Here is a 22,576-nt window from a genome sequence, read left to right on the forward strand (position 1 = left end):
GATAAAATAAAGGTAGCAAGAGAATGGATTTGTTTGTCGATCACGATCCAGAATTACGATCGATCTTGATCGAATGGAAATAGAATGATCAAGCCGACCTTGGCGCTACGCTAATTTCTCCAATTGCTGGAACTTGTTGTCAGCATTAACCGTCAGGCGGAAACGTCCTTTAATACCCAGCTGGGTCAAATACGGACGAAGCCGTGATGCCGGCAGCTGTAGCTTAAGGCCGTTATCAGTAACAACCAATACCGTACTCGCCGCACCGGAGTAATAATTCAGGTAGTCATTGTAGGTAACGTGAATTGAAAATGTATAGGCATTCATCTCTTGTATCCCAAAACATCCATATAGAGATCGCCCGATAGTATTTTTCGTTGCAACCCCTTAGCCAATAAAGAAAAAGGCGCAGTATCACACTGCGCCCCTAGTCTACCTAAAGCTCTAGCCTATAGACAACTTACAGATCCAGTGCCTTCTGTACTTTTTCATACAGATCTTTCGCCAGATTATCCAACTGCGACAAGCTCTCAAGTTCAGTTCGCATTAATGCCTGACGCTGCTCATCATATTGACGATATTTGAGGAATGGCTCAATCAAACGCGATGCCACCTGCGGATTGCTGGTATTCAGTGCCTTCAGGATTTCCGTCAGGAACTGGTAGCCAGAACCATCTTTGGCATGGAAACGAACTGGGTTATTTGCACAGAAGCTTGCCACCAAACTACGGGTTCGGTTCGGGTTCTTCAAATCAAATGCCGTATGCTTCATGGTTTCACGTACATTGGCAAGTGCATTTTCTGCTGGGTTCTTACCCTGCAGAACAAACCACTTATCCATAACCAAGCCATCATGCGTCCACTTTTCACTGAAGTCAGCCATCTGAACTGCACGACATGGTAATTGGGCATCGTTGGCGGCAGCCATTGCCGCAATAGTATCTGTCATGTTGTCAGACTCAGCATACTGCTTAGCTACCAGTGCATCACCCTGTTCGGTATAAGCTAAGTACGCCAAGCAAGTATTGCGTAAAGCACGCTTGGCCATTGCCTCATGATCAATACTGTACTCGCCCTGATTCAGCGAATGGTACATTGCCGAAAACTCATCGGTCATCGCATTCGACAACGTGGTTGTCACATTGGACAATACCTTGTTGATCGCATCCACATCAACGATGTCATACCAACCAGCAACTTCGTTTTCGCTTGGCAGAGTGAGCATTTCAGCAATAAAGGCTGGATCCAATGTCTCATCAAGCAATACGCCGCGGAACGCATCGATTACAGATTCAGGCAATTCGAATTGCTCACCCTGCTGGCTACGTGCAACATTCGCCTTAATGTATTTAGCCAGCAAAATCTGGCCGGCATCCCAACGGGCAAACTCATTGCGGGCATGCACCATCAAGAAGATCAGCTCTTCATCGGTATAGTCGTACTTCAGTACAACAGGTGCCGAAAACTCACGAAGCATTGAGATAACGGGTGCTTCGCCGACATTTTCAAACTCAAACACTTGCTCGGCTTCAGTCACATCCAATACGCTGTGTACTGGCTTACCGTCCATTTCCAGTGCAATCACCCCACCTTTCGAATCGTAAAGCTCGATATCGAATGGAATATGAAGTGGTTGTTTCTCAGCCTGATCAGGCGTTGCCGGTGTATGCTGCTTAACAGTGACACGGTAACGTTTCTGTTCGGCGAGGTATTGCGTCGCGACTTCCACAACTGGCGTGCCTGATTGGCTATACCAGCGACGGAATGTCTCAAGGCTAATACCCGAGGCATCTTCCATTGCCGCGACAAAGTCATCACAGGTTGCTGCGGTGCCATCATGACGCTCAAAGTACAATTTCATACCGGCCTGGAAGTTTTTCTCACCCAGCAAGGTATGCATCATACGGATCACTTCGCTACCCTTCTCATACACAGTCAGTGTATAGAAGTTATTCATCTCAATTACTTTTTCTGGACGAATAGGATGCGCCATCGGACCACGGTCCTCAGCAAACTGAGGGCCGCGCATAATGCGAACATTGTTGATTCGGTTTACCGGGCGAGAGCCAAGATCTGACGAAAATTCCTGATCACGGAATACCGTCAAACCCTCTTTCAGGCTTAGCTGGAACCAATCTCGACAAGTAACACGGTTACCGGTCCAGTTATGGAAGTATTCGTGGCCAATTACCGCTTCGATTCCCTGGTAGTCAGTGTCTGTCGCTGTCTTTGAGTTTGCCAATACGAACTTAGAGTTAAAGACATTCAGTCCTTTGTTCTCCATTGCGCCCATATTGAAAAAATCAACCGCGACAATCATGTAGATATCAAGATCATATTCAAGGCCGAAACGCTCTTCGTCCCACTTCATAGAATTGATCAGAGATGTCATCGCGTACTCGGCACGATCCAAGTTGCCCTTATCGACAAAAATCTCCAAAGCTACATCACGGCCACTTACCGTCTTGTAGCTGTCACGCAATACATCAAAATCACCCGCAACCAGCGCAAATAGGTAGCTTGGTTTCGGGAATGGGTCTTGCCATTGCACCCAGTGGCGGCCACCTTCCAACTCACCGCCATCAATACGGTTACCATTACTTAGCAGGAATGGATATTGAGCTTTATCAGCAATAACCTTGGTCGTAAAACGTGCCAATACGTCTGGGCGATCCTGATAATAGGTAATACGACGGAAACCTTCAGCTTCACACTGGGTACAGAATGCCCCACCCGATTTGTAAAGCCCTTCCAGTGCGGTGTTTGCCTCTGGGTTGATTTCAGTTTCAATCAACAGGTCAAACTGTGCAGGCAGGTTGTTAATTAGCAATTTTCCGTCTTGCTCAAGATAGTCCTGCCAGTCATTGCCGTTGATTTGCAAGCGAACCAAGGTGAGTGAATCGCCATCAAGTTCCAGAGAGGTTGCCGCTTCATTCAGGCGAATTACCTTACTATTCGCAACAACACGCGTTGCGGTATCGTAAAGGTCAAACACTAAATCTAGATCGGTAATAGTAAAATCCGGAGACTGGTAATCAGAGCGGTATTTCGCTGTTGGCTGGATAAAAGCTTGGTCGGCCATAATAATTCCTTCTATGTTCCGCGATGCCATCATAATGGCTGAAAAATTCAAGATGCGGTTATATGTCCATTATTCTGCGTTTGACGCCATCAAACAAGCTGATTCCCCATCATTGGCGATATGTTTCTCATTCACACTTACGAATGCTGAAAGTTTGCACGCTTATGCAGTTCTTTTCGCCAACTCCAAGTCCACTTATGGCGCATTCTATTGTCTATACTTATATGACGAACAGTAATGTTTACCTAAATCAAACCTAACAGCAAGATCGATTTAAAAACATCCCATTAACACAAAGTATTATATAACTACAAAAAACACCCGTTAGGCTTGTTGTTAGTGCCATTTCGGCGTATCGTACTGTCCCTAAAAAATGCAACTATCTGAAACATTTTGAGGCAACTCAAGCTCAAAATAAGGTAAAATCTCCGGATTGGAAAATACAACCACATACGTTATGAATCATTTTGGACACATTGGGATTATCGATTCCCTGCTTGATACTGATGCATATAAATTGCATATGCAGCAAGCAATTTTTCACCAATATCCGACTGTTGAAGCAGTGGCCGAGTTCCATTGCAGAAGCAAGGAAGACCTACGTCCATACAGCCAAGAGATTCAAGAGCAAATTGATCGTCTATCCGGTTTGTCTTTCACTGAAGACGAGATCGCCTATCTCTCGACCTTATCTTTCTTCAAAGCGGATTACCTTGAGTTTCTTAAAACTTTCAAACTAGACAGTAAACAAGTTCACATTGACCACGACGGTGAACAGCTAGCCATCACGATTCGTGGTACTTGGTTAGATATCATTTTATGGGAAGTACCGTTACTTGCCATCATCTGTGAAGTTCGCTGCAAGCACTTCTACCCTGAATTGACTGCTGATGACGCCATCGAGCAGTTAAAATCAAAGTTAGCAGACTTCTACCAAAAAGCTGATGCAGAAGGCATTAACCTTGATGCTTTCTCGCTGGTGGATTTCGGTACACGCCGTCGATTCTCCAAGGCCGTGCACCATCGTGTTGTCGAATACCTTCATAATCATGTTCCTGAATTCAAAGGCACATCGAACTACCATCTGGCGCGCACCCGTAACCTGACCCCTGTGGGAACGCAAGCTCATGAATGGTTCCAAGCGCACCAACAGCTTTCTGGCGAACTTGCTGATTCACAACAGCTGGCTCTTAACCGCTGGCTTCAAGAATATCCAGACAGCCTAGGTATTGCCCTAACCGACTGCATCAACATGGATGCATTCCTGCGTGACTTCGACCTTCGCCTGTCAGAGCGATTTGTCGGCCTACGCCATGACAGCGGTGATCCTATTGCCTGGGGCGAAAAAGCCATAGCACATTATGAAGAACTGGGGATTGATCCTAAGACAAAGTCACTGGTCTTTTCTGATAGCCTGACCCTTAATAAGGCGTTGGCCATCTATAAACATTTTGCTCATCGTATTAATACCAGCTTTGGTATCGGTACACAGCTAACCTGTGATCTTCCAGGGGTCAAAACCCTGAATGTCGTTCTCAAACTTACTGAGTGCGAAGGACGACCAGTTGCCAAAATTTCAGATGAACCGGGCAAGAGTATTTGTCGTGACGAAGGCTACCTAAGCCAATTACGACAGGCATTCCAAATTGTTAGCTAAACATCATCTGTTAACGGATCAATAAAAAACCTCCCAATGGGAGGTTTTTTATTGATAAGAGGCCCGCATTTAACCCTGTTACTCTCTTCGCATAACAGCTTCCATACCAAATTGCTTGTTGGTTAATGTTAGGGTGTCGCTCCCAAGGCTAAACTGGCTATCTTGCTGACCGTCTTCATAAATCAAAACAATGCGATCATCCTCGATGTAGTAAATACCTCTGTGCTCTTTTTTCTTGCCATCTTTACCTGAAACTTCAGCTGAGAATAAAAAGTCTGGCCGTAAAGAGATAGAAAGCTCAGAGACCGCATCACCGACATCTTGCCCTGAAATCTGCGCCGAACGCCAATTACCTGGTAAATTCTCTGGAGCCAACTTAGTAAAACGTGCACCATCAAGTAAGAACTGATTGTAGCTTAGCATATAGCTATGCTGTTGTTCCGGCTGGCCACGAGATCGAAAGGTTACCGTTGTTTCATCAATATCATAGATGCCACTCCACTCATCAACGCTACCATCCACCTGCAGCAAGCGAATAACAAAACGGTAATCAGATTTGAATTTCACATTCATCGCACGATAACTTGCCCCTTCACTCTCAACGCCTTCATCTGTATTGCTAAACCAATACCAGTCACCAAGCAGCAAGGGATAATCGAACTCTGTTAGATCAGAGGCTTTAGCATTAAATGTTGCAAATATCAGTAAAATGGCAACCAGTAACGACTTATTCATAAGCACTCCCTCTTCCAGACAGATTCATTACCTATCTTTAACCCTAGCCTTCATTTTCAAGGAGTGATGAGAAATTCGATGAATATCACAGATATGATCACATTCGTCTCGCAAATGAGACATGAGCTATCAAAACCAACAAGCCCTTATTCTAATTAAAAAAACGGCACCCGAAGGTACCGTTTTTAATAAGGTTGCTAGATGGAATTAACCTTGTGCTTTAGCTAAATCAGCCGAAATAACTAATGCTTCATCAAGATAAGCATCAGGGGCTTCATAGTCTTTCGGCACATCATCCAACGTCGCAAATGTCTTCTTGCCTTGTTGCTTCTGACGTTCATTCAGACGAGCCAATCGAGCCGCATCTTCTTTGTCACGCTCGGCAATTCGCACTTTCTCGCTAAGCGAAATCGTGTTGATGTCTTTTTCAACTTTATACTTGGCAATATCCTGATTGATAAAACCAAATTCCATATCTTTACCTACTCGGGCATCATGTTTCTGCTCAAGTGATGGCAAGACAGTCGAAAAATTATAAAGCTTCTGGTAATCGGCAGCTTTAATGCTATCCCACGGCAGTGCATTATCTTCAACACTCTCGCCTGTTTCCGATGGATCAACGGCTGTAGGGAAAGCGATGTCAGGCACGACACCCAAATTCTGGGTACTACCACCGTTGATGCGGTAGAATTTCTGAATCGTGTACTGAACATGACCCAGCGGCTTATCGAACAAATCATAAATATGATTTAAAGAACGATGCTGCTGTACCGTACCCTTACCAAATGACTGCTCGCCCAGAATAACAGCTCGGCCATAATCCTGCATCGCTGCCGCGAAGATTTCAGATGCCGATGCACTATAACGGTTTATCAATACCGTCAGCGGACCATCAAAGTAAACACGATCATCAGAATCGCCATTCACTTTCACTCGACCGTAACTGTCACGCACCTGTACCACCGGACCGCTGTTAATAAACAGCCCCGTTAATGCTGTCGCTTCAGTAAGTGCACCACCACCATTGTTACGTAAATCAATAACAACAGCGTCGACCTGACTATTGTTTAATTTAGCCAGTTCTTTTTTCACATCTTCAGATAGACCAACATAGAAACTTGGAATTTCAATAACCCCAATTTTCTTGCCGTCAGCGGTCTCAACCTCTGACTTGGCTGCACGATCTTCTAGACGAATTTTGTCACGAACAATCGTGACATCGTAACTTTTTGCGTTATTACCCTCTGGCAGGATTTCCAGCTTCACCTTACTCCCTTTCGGGCCTTTGATTAACTGAACAACATCATCCAAGCGCCAGCCGATAACATCAACCATCTGCTTGCCATCTTGAGCTACGCCAATAATGCGATCGCCTGCGGTAAGTTTCTTCGTTGATGATGCCGGTCCACCAGCAACAAGTGAACGAATAACGGTATAGTCATCGACAACTTGTAACACAGCACCGATTCCTTCTAGAGACAGATTCATCTCAGACTGGAATTGTTCTGCATTACGCGGGGAAAGATAACTTGTGTGAGGGTCAACTTCACGCGCAAAAGCGTTCATGTAAAGTTGGAACACATCTTCGCTGTGGGTCTGGGTCAAACGCTTAAGCGCATTATTATAACGCTTGCTTAAGGTCTCTTTTATTTCATCCCAGTTTTTACCCGCTAGCTTTAAATTCAACGCATCGTATTTCACACGCTTACGCCAAATTTCATTGAGCTCATTGCGATCCTTGGCCCAAGGCAACTCAGAACGATCCAGCACCATCTCTTCGTCAATGTCGAAGTTGATTTCACGATCTAACAAGGTAAGCGCATATTGATAGCGGTCATAACGACGCTTCAAGGCGGTATTGTAAATATCAAACGCCGCTGATGTATCCCCGCGTTTAAGCTGGTCATCAAGCTGGTTTTGCCATTTATCAAACTGCTGAATATCAGATGCCGTTAAAAAGCTTTTGTTGTAATCCAGCATTTCAATATAACGATCGAACATACTGGCTGAGAATTGATCATTAAGAGAAAACTGCTTGTAATGAGAACGCGTAAAGCGAGAAGCAACACGTTTACTTGCAGTGGCATGCTGCTTTTCGGGGGCAAGCTGCGGGATATCACTTAATGTATATTTGGCCTCTAGGGCCTGTGCCGATGCTGCCAGCATCATGCCGGCAGCGATCAGTGAGAAACGGAATCGACATTTCATGCGTCGAGCATTCTCCATCTACGAACGTAGGTGCTCCGCTTTAACTACCATGGTCAAACCATTCGCTAAACGAACACGCACATCGTCCTTATTGATTTCAACGATAGTCGCCGGCATGTTTCCAGAGCCCATGTTCACACTAACGTCTTTGCCAACAACAACTTCGTCAGCTGTTAGTGCACGGGTGGTTTCTGCAGGCTTTTTATTTAGCTTAGTCGTTTTTTGTTTAGTGTTCTTTGGTTTAGCCGATTTTGCACGAATTTTTTTCGCTGTCGCCTCACCCTGTTTGTCGGCAGATACCTTTGCGTCGGCCTGCTCTTTACGGCGTGCACGCACTTTGGCTTTGCTTTCCTCTAGCGCTTGCTTCGCATGCTCAACGTGTTCTTGCTCCAGTACACCACACTCGTTGCCATCTAGATCAACGCGGTTTGCACCAGCTTTCACGCCGTGAAGGTAACGCCAGGAAGAAGTGTACTGACGTAGTGCTGTACGTAGCTGAGTCTTACTTACTTTCGGGTCATCGCCAAGGCGTTCTGCCAAATCTTGGAAGATACCGATTTTAAGTGGCTTCGCTTCACCTTCAACTGTAAAACATTTTGGGAAACGCTCAGCAATATAAGCAATCACTTCTTTACTGTTCGTTAGCTTTTCAGAGTTTTCCATGGACTTTCCTGACAAAGGCGAGCATCCCCGCCGTTGGTACTTAAATCAAAAAGAAATTTGTTCCGCTATTATAGTTACCTAACGCTGAAAAACCACCGAAAGCATACAATTAGAGCCTTTTTTGTATTTCTTCTAACAAAGTTGCCAACCCATCCTCGTCAGATTGGTTAAATCTTGATAGTTTTGGGCTGTCAATATCCAATACGCCGATCAGTTCGCCCTTAACAAACAGTGGCAGTACGATCTCTGAATTACTCTGTGCATCACAGGCAATATGTCCAGCGAACTGATGAACATCTTCAACACGTTGAATACGCTGTTCGGAGACAGCCGTTCCGCACACACCCCGCCCTACGGGAATACGTACACAAGCCGGCTTTCCCTGGAATGGGCCGAGCACCAACTCCCCATCTTTGAGGAGATAAAAGCCAACCCAATTAATCTCTTCTAACTCCATCGCCAGCAACGCACTAATATTACTCATATTGGCGATAAGATCTGACTCCCCTTCAATCAGGGCTACGGCTTGCTTAGTGAGTGTTTTATAAAAATCAGACAGATTTGTCATGGCTTACTCCACAGATTGCCGATAGAATGGCGCCAACACACGTAATAGGAATCATTATCATTGTGAAAGGCGATACAAACCAAATGATTAACTGGTCTTGGCTAATAACGCAAGCAAAACATCATAAGCCTCGGCTCATCTCTGCAAATCTTATTGCCATCGTTGCAACACTCATCAGCGTGCCCATTCCTCTTCTTATGCCGTTAATGGTTGATGAGATCCTGCTTAACAAACCCGGCGACGGCATCGCCTTTATGAACCAGATCTTACCTCAGGCATGGCACCAGCATACGGCCTATATTCTACTGGTGCTGCTGATGGTCGTGATCATGCGTATCGCAAGCCAAGCACTCAACATTCTGCAAAGTCGCCAATTTACGCTTGTTGCCAAAGACATTACCTTCAAGATGCGCCAGCACTTGATAGACAAGCTCGGCCGGATTAGCATGCGTCAATACGAAGAGCGCGGCAGCGGCGGAATTACTTCCCACCTTATTACCGACGTTGAAACCATCGACAAATTTGTCGGCGATACTCTCAGCCGTTTTCTGATTGGCCTGCTTACCGTGGTTGGCACCGCCATTATCCTGCTATGGCTTAACTGGCAGCTTGGCCTCTTTATCTTGTTGGTGAACCCGTTGGTTGTCTATGCATCCAAACTGATGGGCAACCGTGTAAAAACCCTGAAGAAGCTTGAAAACCAGTCATTCGAACGCTTTCAGCAACGGCTGGTCGAAACCTTAGACGGGATCTACCAGCTGCGTGCAGCCAACCGCGAGCGTGACTTTCTCGATCAACTCAAAGGCAGCGCGAACGATATCCGCCACGACGCAGACAAGTATGCATGGCAGTCTGAGGCGGCTGGACGTATTTCCTTCCTTTTATTCCTCGTCGGGTTCGAGCTATTCCGAGCTATGGCTATGATCATGGTGCTATTTACCGATCTGAGCGTCGGCCAAATGTTTGCCGTATTTGGTTACCTGTGGTTTATGCTTGGCCCGGTACAAGAGCTCCTCGGTATTCAATTTGCCTGGTACAGTGCATCCGCTGCGATGCAGCGCCTCAACACACTTCTCTCCCTCGATGAGGAAGTGCGCCCGGTGCAGACCGTCAACCCATTCCGCGACGGCGAGACTATCGACATCCAAATTAACAACCTGCAATTTGCCTATGATGAAGACAAAGATGTACTCCGTGGACTCCACCTTCATATACCTGCAGGCAAACGGGTCGCTCTGGTCGGCTCCTCTGGGGGCGGTAAATCAACCCTCATCCAATTATTGCTTGGTATCTACCAAAAAGATGCAGGCGATATATTGATCAACGGCGAAAGAATAGAAGACGTCAGCTACGAGGCGCTGCGCAACAAGATGGCGGTGGTCTTACAACATCCAGTATTATTTAATGATACACTCCGCCACAACCTGAGCTTGGGTAACGACTTTAGTGATGAGCAGTTATGGCAGGCACTCGATATTGCCCAGATGGCCGATGTCACCCAGCGTCTAACCGATGGGCTGGACACCGAAATCGGCCGACAAGGGATTAAACTCTCAGGGGGCCAACGACAACGCCTTGCTATTGCCCGTATGGTGCTTGCCAACCCTGAGTTTGTCATTCTTGACGAAGCTACATCGGCGCTAGATACCGCCACTGAAGCAGCTCTGCACCGTGCCCTCAATGAGTTTCTGGCAGGCAGAACCACCTTGATTGTGGCCCATCGTTTATCTGCTGTTAAACAAGCGGATGTAATCTATGTACTCGAGGATGGCCAAGTAAGCCAAAGTGGTACTCACCATGAACTGGTGAATATGGCAGGACTGTACCAGACCCTTTACGGCAACGTACAATCTGCTGAGTCAGCAAATGCGGAAACAGGCCAGCAAGTTTCTGTAGCCAGACTCAATATAAAATAATAATATTCTGTTCATTTAGATAACATGCTGATCTTCTTGGTTGTCATCCATGCCCAGATGATTCAAGTGTGACCAAGCCGAGCGCAGCAATGCGCTTGGTTTCGTTTAGGGGATAAGATTCATGAGCACCACATCCACAGCCAGACTCTGCCCGGGTTGTGATCTGCCAGTGTTGCCAAAGGTAGCCCAACACGGCCAGAGCGCATATTGCCCGCGTTGCAAAACTCGGTTGTACCGTGGTGGATCGCGGCTGTTCTCAGCAGAATTGGCCATTGCCCTTGCCTGCCTTATCCTGTTTATTCCGGCCCACATCTTCCCGATGATCACTATCCGCCTGTTCGGCGTGATGATCCCCGCCACCATCGTATCGGGTACATTCACATTAGCGCCTGAATTCCCGCTGGTTGCAGGACTGATCCTATTCTGTAGTTCCATCGCTCCCCTGCTGGTATGCCTGTCAGTACTCGGAGCCCAATATGGGTTACAGCGCCGACAGTTTAGGCTGTTCAAATCATCACTATGGATCATTGAGCACTTCAAATACTGGGCAATGTTCGATGTATTTCTCGTCAGTCTTGCGATTTCCTGTTTCAAAGTTCAGGACTACGCCGATATATTCGTTGGTCCGGGGCTCTATTCGCTGGTAATCCTGCAAATTCTGCTCTCTTTGCTACTAACACGTATCAGTATCAATCACTATTGGGAAGCATGGCAGCCAGAAACCGATCATAAGCGCGAAAGCATTACTCACCACTGCCATACTTGCCATATGTCTCAAAGCAAGCATGACCATTGCGTACGGTGCCATACTCCGCTGCACAAGCGTATGCCACATTCTATCCAGAAAACATGGGCGTACCTGATTGCCGCCAGTATCTTTATCTTTCCGGCCAACCTATATCCGATTTCAATCTTTCTCAACAACGGCAAACGCGCAGAAGACACCATTTTTTCTGGGGTCGCCTCGCTTATCAAACAAGATATGCATGGCATCGCGATCATTATTTTCGTTGCCAGTATTGTTGTTCCGTTAGCCAAAATTCTTGGTTTGGCCTTAATCCTGCTAATGATTCAATTCAAGCGTAAGGTCAATCATTTATTACGAATGCGGGTATACCGCTTCATTCAATGGATCGGTAAATGGTCAATGATGGACTTGTTTGTTATCTCCATCATGGTTGCATTGATCGACCGCGAGCAATTACTGGATTTCACCCCCGGCCCAGGCGCCATCGCCTTTGGTGTTGTGGTGGTTCTCACCATGCTAGCTGCAGAGAGTCTAGATTCACGTCTGATATGGGACAACTATGAGCACAGGACAAAATAACCCACTGCCAGAATCGGTAGATATAAAGCGAGACCGTGGGCTTTCGCCATTATGGATACTGCCTTTACTTTCATTGATACTGGCCGGTTGGCTGGTATTCAATGCCGTAAACGAGGCCGGGGAACGGATTAAAATACACTTCAATGATGCAGCTGGCTTAGTGGCCGGGCGTACGACTATCCGCTATCAAGGGCTTGAAGTGGGCATCGTTCGTGACGTTAACCTGTCCACCGATCTCAAAAGTATCTATGTCACCGCCGATATCTACCCTGAAGCGGTGAAAACCCTGCGTGAAGATACCCGCTTCTGGCTGGTAAAACCCAAAGCATCAATCACCGGCATTTCTGGTCTAGATGCTTTGGTGTCAGGCAACTATATCGCCTTGCAACCGGGCACCGGCGCAGCCGCCAAAGAATTCACCGCCCTAGATAGCCAGCCAGCTGATACCCCGGTAGGTGATGGTTTGAAGATTCAACTTCAAGCCCCTAACCTAGGCTCGATCAATATCGGCTCTCAGGTGCTGTACAAGAAGATCCCCGTTGGCGAGGTATTCAACTATACCCTGAGCCATAGCAAACGCAGGGTTCTGATCGACGTACTGATCAAACCGCAGTATGCGAATCTTGTTACCAATAAAAGCCGCTTCTGGAATGTCAGTGGCATGAGTGCCAATATCGGCTTCAACGGTGTCGATGTACAATTCGAAAGCCTGTCAGCGATGATTAGCGGAGCCATCGCCTTTGATTCTCCAGACGAAGGCCGCCCGCTGACCGAGCCAAGCCATCTTTTCCGCCTGTACCCTGATCTCAATACCGCTGGCCGTGGTATAGCCATTACCATCGAGCTGCCTGAAGGCAACAATGTCAACGCAAGCGGAGCTCCCATCGTCTACCGTGGATTGCCAATTGGTCAAATCACCGATTTGAAACTCAGCGATGACCGCCAGAAGATCATTGCCCATGCAGCCATCGAACCAAGCATGAGTGACTTGCTGACCACTGGTTCAAAAATGCTGCTCGAAGAAGCCGAGCTATCGCTCAACGGCGTTAAAAATATCGGCAACCTGATTCGCGGTAATTTTCTAACCGTTGTGCCAGGACCCGGCGAGTCGACCCGTACTTTTGTTGCTATCGACCAAGACCAGCTCCAAGAGCAACAACACGGCATTGCAACCTTCGACCTTTATGCCAATGAAAGTTATGGCATCAAGCGCGGCACCAAAATCAAGCATCGCGGCATTGTGGTTGGCCGAGTCACCCACGTTAAGCTTGAAAACAGTAAAGTGCATTTCAAGGTATTTATCTTACCGGAATACACCCAGTTGGTTCGCTCTGCCAGCCGCTTCTATATTGATGGGGGTATTCAGGCCAATGTCAGCAGCCAAGGACTGGATGTTACGATCCCCCCTGCCGAGCAGCTCATTAGCCAAAGCATCAGCTTTACCAGTAACGGCAGCAAGCAAGTTATGAAGCAGTACCCGCTCTATAAGAGCCGTCAGCTTGCAACACTCGCCGAAGAAAAAGCCCACGGTTATACCACCTTGACCCTATTTGCCGACGAACTGCCGCCGGTATCGGAAGGTAGCCCGCTGCTTTATCGCAATATGCCCGTTGGTGAAGTCCGCAGTTACGCACTAACAAGTGACGGCGTCACAATTAAATTACAAATTGAGAACCAGTACCGTCATCTGCTAACGCCAAACTCCGTCTTCTGGAACCGTTCAGGGGTTGAAGTTGAAGCCGGCTTATCGGGCGTCAAGGTGAAAGCGGCCCCTGTCGCGACCCTGCTCAAGGGAGGCATTGCCTTTGACGATATCGAAGGCGTCACCAACCGAGTCGGTAAACAATATAAGCTCTATTCAGATCTGCAAGAAGCGAAGAACTTCGGTACACTGGTTACCTTCACTGCCGCAGACGCCAAAGGGCTAAGCATTAATACGGACATTCGCTATCAAGGCGTCAATGTAGGTAAAGTCGTTGATATATCGCCAGATTTCCAGCACAACAGCGTACTGATCCAAGCTCGCCTGTTCCCTAAATATGCTAAAACCCTAGCTAAAGCCGAGAGCTATTTCTGGGTGGTAACACCGCAGATAAGCCTCACCGGAGCCAAGGATCTTGATACCCTGCTCGGGAGCTATATTGCCGTCGAGCCGGGTGAAGGCCACTACAACCAGACATTCAAACTTGGTACCAGCGAACTCTTCAGCAAAGGGCTGACAATTATCCTCGAGAGTGAAAATCGCCAATCGATCTCTCAAGGCACCCCTCTACTGTACCGTGATATTCAGGTCGGCCAAGTCGTCGACGTCAGCTTGGGCGAGTTGGCCGACAGGGTTATCATCAAAGCGCAGGTAGAACAAGAATACAGCCACCTTGTTCGCAAGAACACGGTGTTCTGGAACGTATCTGGCATTGATGTCACGATTGGCCTTACTGGCGCCTCGCTGCAAAGCGGCACGGTAGACAGCCTTATCCGCGGGGGAATTGCCTTTGCAACGCCTGAAACCCAGCCACTGCAAATAAAGGCCAAACCAGAAGCCCACTATTTGCTTCATCAAGCCCCGGAGCCTGATTGGAAACAATGGCGTACGGCTATTCCAACCCACTAGGTGCACTGTATGCCACGATTCGCCTCTAATCATCGACGAATCAACGGCATCCAGATGACGATAAGTTAGACAAAGGAGTGCCTTGCACTCCTTTCTTTTTTCTGCTTGCTTTTTCCGAGCCGTGACAGGTGGTAAACTTCCGCCCTACAGCTTGAGTAACGAGACATTCCCTTGCATCCAAACATCCATATCCCTGACGCTTTTATCGAGCAGATCCGCCAAATCATTCCCGCTCATCTTGATCTTGATGAATTTGTTGCGATCTGCAAAACCCCTCTTCGCCGCAGCATTCGCGTGAACACCCTGAAAATCAGTGTTGACGATTTTCTTGACCGCGTTGCCGACAAAGGCTGGACCCTGACACCTGTACCATGGTGTGAAACCGGCTTTTGGATCGAGCGTGAAGATGAAGAAAGTGTCTCGCTAGGGAATACTGCCGAGCATATGGCTGGCCTTTTCTACATTCAAGAAGCCAGCTCGATGATGCCCGTCACGGCACTTCTTAATGACAATGACCGCCTCGACTGCGTATTGGACATGGCCTCAGCTCCGGGATCGAAAACAACCCAGATTGCGGCCGCAATGCAGAACAAAGGCGCACTGGTTGCCAATGAACTCGCGGCAAGCCGAATTAAGGTTCTCCACTCCAACCTTCAGCGTTGTGGTGTCTACAATGCCGCCCTAACCCATTTCGATGGTTGTGTCTTCGGCGGTTGGGCACCGGAATCGTTTGACTCCATCCTGCTCGACGCTCCTTGTTCTGGCGAGGGTGCTATCCGTAAGGATGAAGATGCGATGGCAAACTGGAGCCTTGCCTCGGTTGAAGATATTGCAGCCGTCCAACGCGATCTGATCATCAGTGGTTTCCAAGCACTCAAGCCTGGTGGGGTCATGGTCTATTCAACCTGCACCCTTAACCTGAGCGAAAACCAGCAGGTTTGTCATTACCTGAAAGAGACATTCGGCGACGCCGTGGAATTCGAACCTCTTGGTGATTTGTTCGACGGTGCTGAAAAAGCCCTGACCGAAGAAGGCTTCCTTCACGTTTACCCGCAAATTTACGACAGCGAAGGCTTCTTTGTGGCCCGTATTCGTAAACTGGCTTCCGTAGAATCACCAGCTGTGAAAAAGCGCAAAGGCAAATTCCCATTCACTCAGGCAAGTGCGAAAGAACAACAGGATATTGCACAAAGCTTCAATAAAGATCTTGGGCTATCCATTCCTGCTGGTGGTGATATTTGGCTCCGCGACAAAGAAGTTTGGCTATTCCCAAGCCAACTCCGTAGCCTTATCGACGAGATCCGCTTCCAGCGCATCGGTATTAAATTGGCAGAGCAACATAAGAAAGGTTACCGCTGGCAGCATGAAGCCGTAATGACATTGGCAACGGGCAAAGAAAGTACCGCTATTGATCTTGGCTCGGCGGATGCAAAAGAATGGTTTATGGGACGAGATATTCGTCCTGAAGGTCTTACCGGTCAAGGCGAAGTCATCGTCACTTACCGAGATTACCCGATCGGAATTGGTAAGTGGGTCGGAAACCGCATCAAGAACGGGCTGCCTCGTGAATTAGTTCGCGATACCAACCTTTTTGATATCTAGCAACAAGGTCATGAGCCTTGCGAAAAGTGGGACAAGATACATCACGGTGATAAGCGGTATTTGCCTGTACAAATTCCTACAACAGCTTTAACCACAATACAGGATATTTTTGTTAAGTGTCAGAGTTGAAAGATAATCTCGACGCCAATACTGGCAAAATGTTCTGCGTGAACTAACATTGATAGTGTAATTGATCTCCATTTACTAACCAGTTAGCGCAAGGCTCTCACGAGCCATTCCCCTAAGCCCGAAACAGGAGTCGTCTCGGGCTATTTTTTTGCCTTTAACCACACAACTACTCCCCCAACTCGACGCTGAACGTTAACCAACACAGCCACATAAACATATTCAACAAAACAATCACCATTTAACCATAACGCCTTCACCAGAAAACCACGCCAATATAAATTAACCTATAAAAACAAAAGTTTAAATCAAAACCAATCTCGTTCGAATTTTTTGAACAAGATACTCAGGTTTTCCCGCTTTTATTAAACCGACTCGATGAGTATATTTCTGTTCAAGCCTTAGCGCATACTCATCATTTAGGAGCTTACTATGACAAACGTACTGGTTTTAAAATCAAGCATTCTTGGCAACTACTCTCAATCCAATGGCCTTATTGATCATCTTGTCGGTGCTCTGGCTGACAATGCGATTGTAGAGCGAAATCTTGCTGACAATCCATTACCGGTACTTGATGGCGAAATCGCGATGGGTTTGCGTGGTGGTGACAACCTTAGCGAAAAACAGCAAAGCGCACTGGAACTGTCAAATACCCTTATTGAAGAGGTAAAAAACAGCGACACCATCGTAATTGGTGCACCTATGTATAACTTTGCTATTCCTACCCAGCTAAAGAACTGGTTTGATCTTATTGCCCGTGCTGGCGTGACATTCTCTTACACCGAGAACGGCCCAGTTGGACTGCTCACCGGCAAAAAGGTCATTATCGTCACGACTCGTGGCGGTATGCACAAAGACAGCGCAACCGATACCATGATCCCTTATCTGAAAACGGTTCTGGGATTTGTCGGCCTTACAGACGTCAACGTTGTTTACAGCGAAGCACTGAACATGGGTGACGATATGGCAACCAAGGGAATTGAAACGGCCAAAGCAGATATTGCTCAACTTACGGCCTAACTCTTCTTATTTGAGAGCAAATAAACTCCGTGCTACCATGCCATGCCAACTATGATTTGGTAGCACTAAGCCTCTCGGCGAGATCTAAAACTAGAGATCAAACTGTATGTACACCGTATTATAATTGCTTCCGCCCTTGATCCGGCCAAATTGAGAAGCACTTTCAAAGATCGCCGAACGATGGTGCAAACTGTAGCCAGCCCATACCCCATCGAGCTTACGGTTGTTGAACATATATCCCAGATTTACATCAAATGAAAAATCGAGATAATTGAGCAACTTGCTTGGCTCGTAACCTTTGCGGTCCATTTCACTCTGTTCGATATAGGTAATACGGTTTGCATACGAAAGCCCTTCAGCCAAGCCAAAACGCCATTTGACTGGCCAGTCAAACGTATAGTATGCCTTAATCGCCATCAGGTACTCTTGGCTACTCGGCTGAACATCCGAGCTCCAATGCCAAACAACTCCCGGGGTAAGAAAGATATCCAAAGGCAAGCCAAAGAGCTCGTCCGTCAACGGATACCCATAAAATACGGAACTTAACTGGTTATTGAACGGATCTTTTTCTCGGTTGAAAGCAAAAATATCGCCAATGTTGGAAGGCGTTGCCCAACCGTGGGCAATACGCAGATACGGCTGATTCCCGATCTCTTTTTTCCTTGGCTGAGACTGGTCATTAAAGAAACCAAAGCCAAGGTAAAATTCACCCTGCCAGTCATCTTCAACCACATCAGATGCCCGGACTTGGCTATCAAAATAACGGGCATGCGCCCCTGCAAACAGGTATAAGTTAGAAGTGACATGGTACGCCGCACTGCCACCAGCTTTAACATCCACCCCCGCACCGATCTCTTCTTGTTGAAGCCCGTAATAATAGCTGTTGTAATCACGATCTTTCCAGATAGCGCTCAGTTCAGGCTTCAGGCGCCAATCCCCTAAAAGGTAATCCCCCTGAAACACCGCCTGCGTACTCATTCTACCGCTAGGATCAGAAAGCAATTCCAGTTCGGCACTGTAGGTTTCACCCCAAAGATACCGGTACTGTAACCCGTAATCCGCAGTATCACCGCCAATCTGATTTTGAAACGACGAGGGGATATCAATAAAATGCATCCGCAACAGCGCATTCAGCTCCCAACTGTCCTGTCGATACAGATTAAGGCCACCTTCCATACCACGCAAAAACACACGATCGCCCTCGTAGAACATCAATGGAAGAAAAGAACTCACACTGGTATCTTCAACGACATCTTTAGTGGCATAGGGAATACTGGCTGTCCTGATGGTTGCGGCAATTCCCCATTGCTGCTCCCCATCACGTCGTGCTCTCAGATCATGCACCGATATCATGCCTTGAGGCTTGCTCTGAAGATGAAGAGCCTCCTCTGATTCGGCCAAGGCCATTAACGGAAACAGACCTATCGCCCCACCAACCCATCTAATGGTATTTCTCCATCCATGAAATAACGTCTGCAAAACGCTCCCCTTGCCGCTTATTTTTTTCCTGAATTGATTTTAGAAAAATAAACATAAAAAAACCCGGCACAAGGCCGGGTTTGATAATTCTTTTCGCACTTAGTGATGCGCAGCAATTTCAGCTTTTTTCAGGTCTTTCATGCTCTTGCTGACTTCACGACGCTCTTTTGATAGTTCAGCACTGATGATGATGTGATCATCAACGCGATCTTCGTAATCGCCTTTCATGTTCTCAACGATTTCAACAATCTGATCGTGGGTCATGTCTGCTTTGATGTAATCCAGTAGGTTTTCCAGCAGCTCTACACGCTTACGGTTGTCGCGAATCTTACGATCGTTATCTAGAATTTCGCGTTTTAGCTTGTTCTTACGGCGAGTTTGACGAACTAGCTCTAGGATAGTGTTCATAGTATGTCCTTACATGAATCTAAAAAACCTAACTGCTGACCGTTATAGCAGAAACACCGGATGCTACACAAGTCACATTTTAACCGATCGAACACCAATAACGAATACTTTGATTCAAGGCACGAAATATATCTGCCACAGATTACCACTTTTAAGAAACCTTAAACTTAACATTTTGATGAGCTTCATGTTTTCAAGGTAGTAAACTCCGACCGCTGTGAATGGCAACACAGTTTTCTGATAATTATATTTGCAAATGGTATTAGCCTGCCTACTCTTAACTGAGACCAGTAGTGTTTGGCAATGTTTCAACAATATTTACGAATCGCTTCATCTAGCAAGACTTTCTCAAGTGAAACTGGAGCAAAGGGATTCAATTGTTACCAGTGTTGAATAGTATTGGTACTTGTAAGGATGTAAGCAATTCAGGAGACACCATGTCAAAAGCAACAGGTACCGTTAAGTGGTTTAACGAAGAAAAAGGTTTCGGCTTTATCACTCAGGACAACGGCGGTGCCGATGTGTTCGTTCATTTCCGCTCTATCACCGGAGACGGCTTCAAAACTCTATCCGAAGGGCAAAAAGTGAATTTTGAGATTGAGCAAGGTCCAAAAGGCCTGCAAGCTGCCAATGTCGAAAGAATCTAATCACTCGCTATCTAAATAAAGGGCGGCAACGCCCTTTTTACGTACAGCCTTAATACCAACATCTACTCGCTGATTTCACAATCCTAAAACATCCCCTTGCAACGCAACGCTGAGTCCAACACGGCCTCCTCGCCATATCGCACACCTATCACGCATGATGCTCCCGTTACCTCACATTGGTTGGGTATATTCTGAGGCAAAACAGTCAATCTGAACCCAGGAAATCCTGAGCATTTTTTACGATAAACCACTGTAAAAGCGAAGAATTGTTACCTCGCAGCCGCACTTATGTCTCACTTTTTAAAGAAAATAAAAAAAATATCATTATTTGCTTGCCACTCAGGATTCACTATGGCCTAATGTTGATGCGCCGATAATGCAACAACATATTTATGCTACAAATTGATAAGAAACCTTCGATACACCGGTTCACCGCGTCGTCCTGAAGAGCTCAACCATCTTTTGTCCATAAGTAATTCATTATTGATGGCATAAGTGCGCATTAAGCGATTAACACATAAATTCAGGAGACTAACATGTCTAAAGCAACTGGTATCGTTAAGTGGTTCAACGATGAGAAAGGTTTCGGTTTCATCACTCAAGACAACGGCGGTGCAGACGTATTCGTACACTTCCGCGCAATCGCTGGTGACGGCTTCAAATCTCTAGCTGAAGGCCAGAAAGTAGCATTCGATATCGAGCAAGGCCAGAAAGGTCCTCAAGCTGCTAACGTTGAAAAAATCTAATTAGATTTTAAACGTAAAAATTCAAAAAGGGTGCATTCAATGCGCCCTTTTTTCATTTCCAATCCTTGCTCCCTTCCCCTTCCTTCGCACCTCTTGAATCTTTCAGATAAAATCCAATCATATTCATAACAGACCATGCTGGCACTCGCTAACGGCGTTAACATACTTGGTTGTTAATTTGCCACCAATCAAACAAACGCATTTAAAACAACCTTTAGCCATAGTGGTCAAAATTTGTTAAAAACGGGATATAAAAACCCATAATTGGCATCAAAAATGGTGACAAGCATTGCAACTATTGACTATGCACTCAGTTTTAATCTTTTAAATTGCCTTAGATCAATATTATTCACTAGGTTGCAGGCATTATTTCGTCGCCTTTTTTGGAGACAATGTAGTATATGGAATATTTATTTACCCTACTTATCGTGGGCCTCGTCGCCTACTCAATGCTTAAGAAATACAATCCGCAAGCCACGCTTATCACAGCAGGTCTGGCCCTGCTTGCCTTCGCACAAGTGGCGGATATCACACCCGTTCTCGCTGACGGCAAAACCCAAGGTGCGTTGTTTTTCGACCTTTGGCAGCGCTTTACAGAAATCACCAACAGCCGATTAGGTAAAGTCGGCCTAACATTGGTGTCGATTGCAGGTGTGTCAACTTACCTAAACCATATCGGTGCATCACAGGCTTTGGTTAAATCTACCTCACGCCCTGTTATGGCCGTGAAAAGCCCGTATGTTCTGCTGGCGCTGGTACTGATTTTTGTATCCATCATGTATGTGTTTATTACTGGTGCAACATCGCTGTCGCTGCTACTGATGGGTACTCTCTATCCAGTACTGCGTAATGCCGGGGTCAGTGCAAAAACAGCCGTCGCGACAATCGTTATCCCTACCGCATGGGAATATGGCCCGGGGCAAATCAATGCCGTAATCGGTGCCAATGCCATCAATGTCGATGTGATGGACTTTGTAATCAACCATCAGACTATTTTCCAGCTGCTACTGCTGGTGAGCATTCCGTTGGTTAACATTGCATGGCAACGCCACTGCGACAAAAAAGAAGGCTATGATCCTTCCCAAGATCGCGGCAAGTTCCTAAAAACCCTAGAAGAACAGCATGACAGCAACGACAAGGTACCTGGCTACTACGCACTGTTACCTGTATTGCCATTTGTGTTCCTGTTTGGCTTCTCAAGCATGGTGTTTGAGTCCATCACCATGACGATCCCGATTGCCATGATGTCGACCATCACTATCTGTGTGGTTATCGAAGCATTGCGCTTCCGCTCTTTGCAACGTGCATTCGACAACTTCGAGGCTTGGCTGAAAGGTACAGGGATGATCTTCGCCAGCGTTCTAACCTTGATGATCGCGGCAGAATTCTTCTCAGCCGGTTTGAAGAATATCGGTGCGATCACCGCACTCATCGACACCGCGAAGTCGTTCGACTTGGGGCCAGCAGGTATCGTTATCGTATTCTCCGGTTTTATCTTGCTAACCGCTTTCATTACCGGTTCAGGCAACGCACCGGTGATGGCATTTATCCCTATCGTGCCGCAAATTGCCGCTAACTTTAACGTCAACCCACTGCTACCACTCGTGCCAATTCTATTCGCAGCAGGTATCGGCCGTACTATCTCGCCTGTGGCCGGGGTTATCATTACCGTTTCAGGTATGGCCAACCTCACGCCAATCGATGTTATCCGCCGTACCTCTGTCCCTATGCTGACCAGCATGGTCGTGGTACTAATCATGGCGGTAATCAAATACAGCTAA

17 protein-coding genes are annotated in these 22,576 nt (G+C 46.7%); 9 read left to right on the plus strand and 8 right to left on the minus strand.

From position 1 onward, the window contains the following. Positions 1-105: 105 nt before the first annotated feature. Both ABT56_RS17510 and pepN read right to left on the minus strand, forming a co-directional pair. On the minus strand, positions 106-327 hold the full coding sequence (locus ABT56_RS17510) for a DUF2835 domain-containing protein (RefSeq protein ID WP_047880203.1): 222 nt from the start codon (positions 325-327) through the stop codon (positions 106-108). Positions 328-460: 133 nt separating this feature from the next. Beyond that, positions 461-3,082: an aminopeptidase N gene (gene pepN / locus ABT56_RS17515; protein ID WP_047880204.1), complete on the minus strand. Its 2,622-nt coding sequence runs from the start codon at positions 3,080-3,082 to the stop codon at positions 461-463. Positions 3,083-3,539: 457 nt separating this feature from the next. Here pepN and pncB point away from each other — a divergent pair, with 457 nt between their 5' ends. After that, positions 3,540-4,739, plus strand: coding sequence for a nicotinate phosphoribosyltransferase (gene pncB, locus ABT56_RS17525; protein ID WP_047880206.1), 1,200 nt, complete (start codon positions 3,540-3,542; stop codon positions 4,737-4,739). 78 nt (positions 4,740-4,817) lie between these two features. On the opposite strand, the gene ABT56_RS17530 is transcribed toward pncB, so the two are convergent. From ABT56_RS17530 to ABT56_RS17545, 4 genes are all read right to left on the minus strand, one after another. Beyond that, positions 4,818-5,474 carry a lipocalin family protein gene (locus tag ABT56_RS17530; RefSeq protein ID WP_047880207.1) on the minus strand — a complete coding sequence of 219 codons (657 nt, stop codon included), beginning with the start codon at positions 5,472-5,474 and terminating at the stop codon, positions 4,818-4,820. A gap of 207 nt (positions 5,475-5,681) precedes the next feature. Next, entirely contained in the window at positions 5,682-7,682 is a 2,001-nt protein-coding gene (gene prc, locus ABT56_RS17535; protein WP_047880208.1) for a carboxy terminal-processing peptidase, read from the minus strand. An 18-nt stretch (positions 7,683-7,700) separates the two neighbouring features. Next, a complete protein-coding gene (gene proQ / locus ABT56_RS17540; protein WP_047880209.1) occupies positions 7,701-8,345 on the minus strand; it encodes an RNA chaperone ProQ in 645 nt (214 codons plus the stop codon). A gap of 109 nt (positions 8,346-8,454) precedes the next feature. Beyond that, positions 8,455-8,913, minus strand: a complete 459-nt coding sequence (locus ABT56_RS17545) for a GAF domain-containing protein (RefSeq protein WP_047880210.1) — start codon at positions 8,911-8,913, stop codon at positions 8,455-8,457. An 83-nt stretch (positions 8,914-8,996) separates the two neighbouring features. On the opposite strand from ABT56_RS17545, the gene ABT56_RS17550 reads away from it, so the two are divergent. From ABT56_RS17550 to ABT56_RS17570, 5 genes are all read left to right on the plus strand, one after another. Continuing rightward, positions 8,997-10,829: an ABC transporter ATP-binding protein gene (locus tag ABT56_RS17550; protein ID WP_047880259.1), complete on the plus strand. Its 1,833-nt coding sequence runs from the start codon at positions 8,997-8,999 to the stop codon at positions 10,827-10,829. A gap of 121 nt (positions 10,830-10,950) precedes the next feature. Next, a complete protein-coding gene (locus tag ABT56_RS17555; RefSeq protein ID WP_047880211.1) occupies positions 10,951-12,156 on the plus strand; it encodes a paraquat-inducible protein A in 1,206 nt (401 codons plus the stop codon). Further along, positions 12,137-14,767, plus strand: a complete 2,631-nt coding sequence (locus tag ABT56_RS17560) for an MlaD family protein (RefSeq protein WP_047880212.1) — start codon at positions 12,137-12,139, stop codon at positions 14,765-14,767. Before ABT56_RS17555 ends, ABT56_RS17560 begins: the two co-directional genes overlap by 20 nt. 171 nt (positions 14,768-14,938) lie before the next feature. Next, positions 14,939-16,369, plus strand: a complete 1,431-nt coding sequence (gene rsmF, locus ABT56_RS17565; RefSeq protein ID WP_047880213.1) for a 16S rRNA (cytosine(1407)-C(5))-methyltransferase RsmF — start codon at positions 14,939-14,941, stop codon at positions 16,367-16,369. Between the two features lie 558 nt (positions 16,370-16,927). Next, positions 16,928-17,515 (plus strand): FMN-dependent NADH-azoreductase, encoded by a 588-nt coding sequence (locus ABT56_RS17570; protein ID WP_047880214.1) that lies wholly within the window; start codon positions 16,928-16,930, stop codon positions 17,513-17,515. A gap of 90 nt (positions 17,516-17,605) precedes the next feature. Here the strand turns inward: ABT56_RS17570 and ABT56_RS17575 are convergent, their stop codons facing one another. Both ABT56_RS17575 and ABT56_RS17580 read right to left on the minus strand, forming a co-directional pair. After that, positions 17,606-18,922: a MipA/OmpV family protein gene (locus ABT56_RS17575; RefSeq protein WP_047880215.1), complete on the minus strand. Its 1,317-nt coding sequence runs from the start codon at positions 18,920-18,922 to the stop codon at positions 17,606-17,608. 171 nt (positions 18,923-19,093) lie between these two features. Next, a complete protein-coding gene (locus tag ABT56_RS17580; protein ID WP_047880216.1) occupies positions 19,094-19,402 on the minus strand; it encodes a DUF496 family protein in 309 nt (102 codons plus the stop codon). Positions 19,403-19,839: 437 nt separating this feature from the next. Between ABT56_RS17580 and cspE (ABT56_RS17585) the strand changes: the two genes are divergently transcribed. The 3 genes from cspE (ABT56_RS17585) to dcuC all read left to right on the plus strand — a co-directional run bounded on the left by cspE (ABT56_RS17585) (position 19,840) and on the right by dcuC (position 22,576). After that, complete coding sequence (cspE, locus tag ABT56_RS17585; protein WP_047880217.1) at positions 19,840-20,049, plus strand: transcription antiterminator/RNA stability regulator CspE; 210 nt, start codon at positions 19,840-19,842, stop codon at positions 20,047-20,049. A 536-nt stretch (positions 20,050-20,585) separates the two neighbouring features. Then, a complete protein-coding gene (cspE, locus tag ABT56_RS17590) occupies positions 20,586-20,795 on the plus strand; it encodes a transcription antiterminator/RNA stability regulator CspE (protein ID WP_047880218.1) in 210 nt (69 codons plus the stop codon). 401 nt (positions 20,796-21,196) lie between these two features. Next, positions 21,197-22,576, plus strand: coding sequence for a C4-dicarboxylate transporter DcuC (gene dcuC, locus ABT56_RS17595; protein ID WP_047880219.1), 1,380 nt, complete (start codon positions 21,197-21,199; stop codon positions 22,574-22,576).

Origin of the sequence: Photobacterium aquae, assembly GCF_001029445.1 — a bacterium.
GTDB lineage: Bacteria > Pseudomonadota > Gammaproteobacteria > Enterobacterales > Vibrionaceae > Photobacterium > Photobacterium aquae.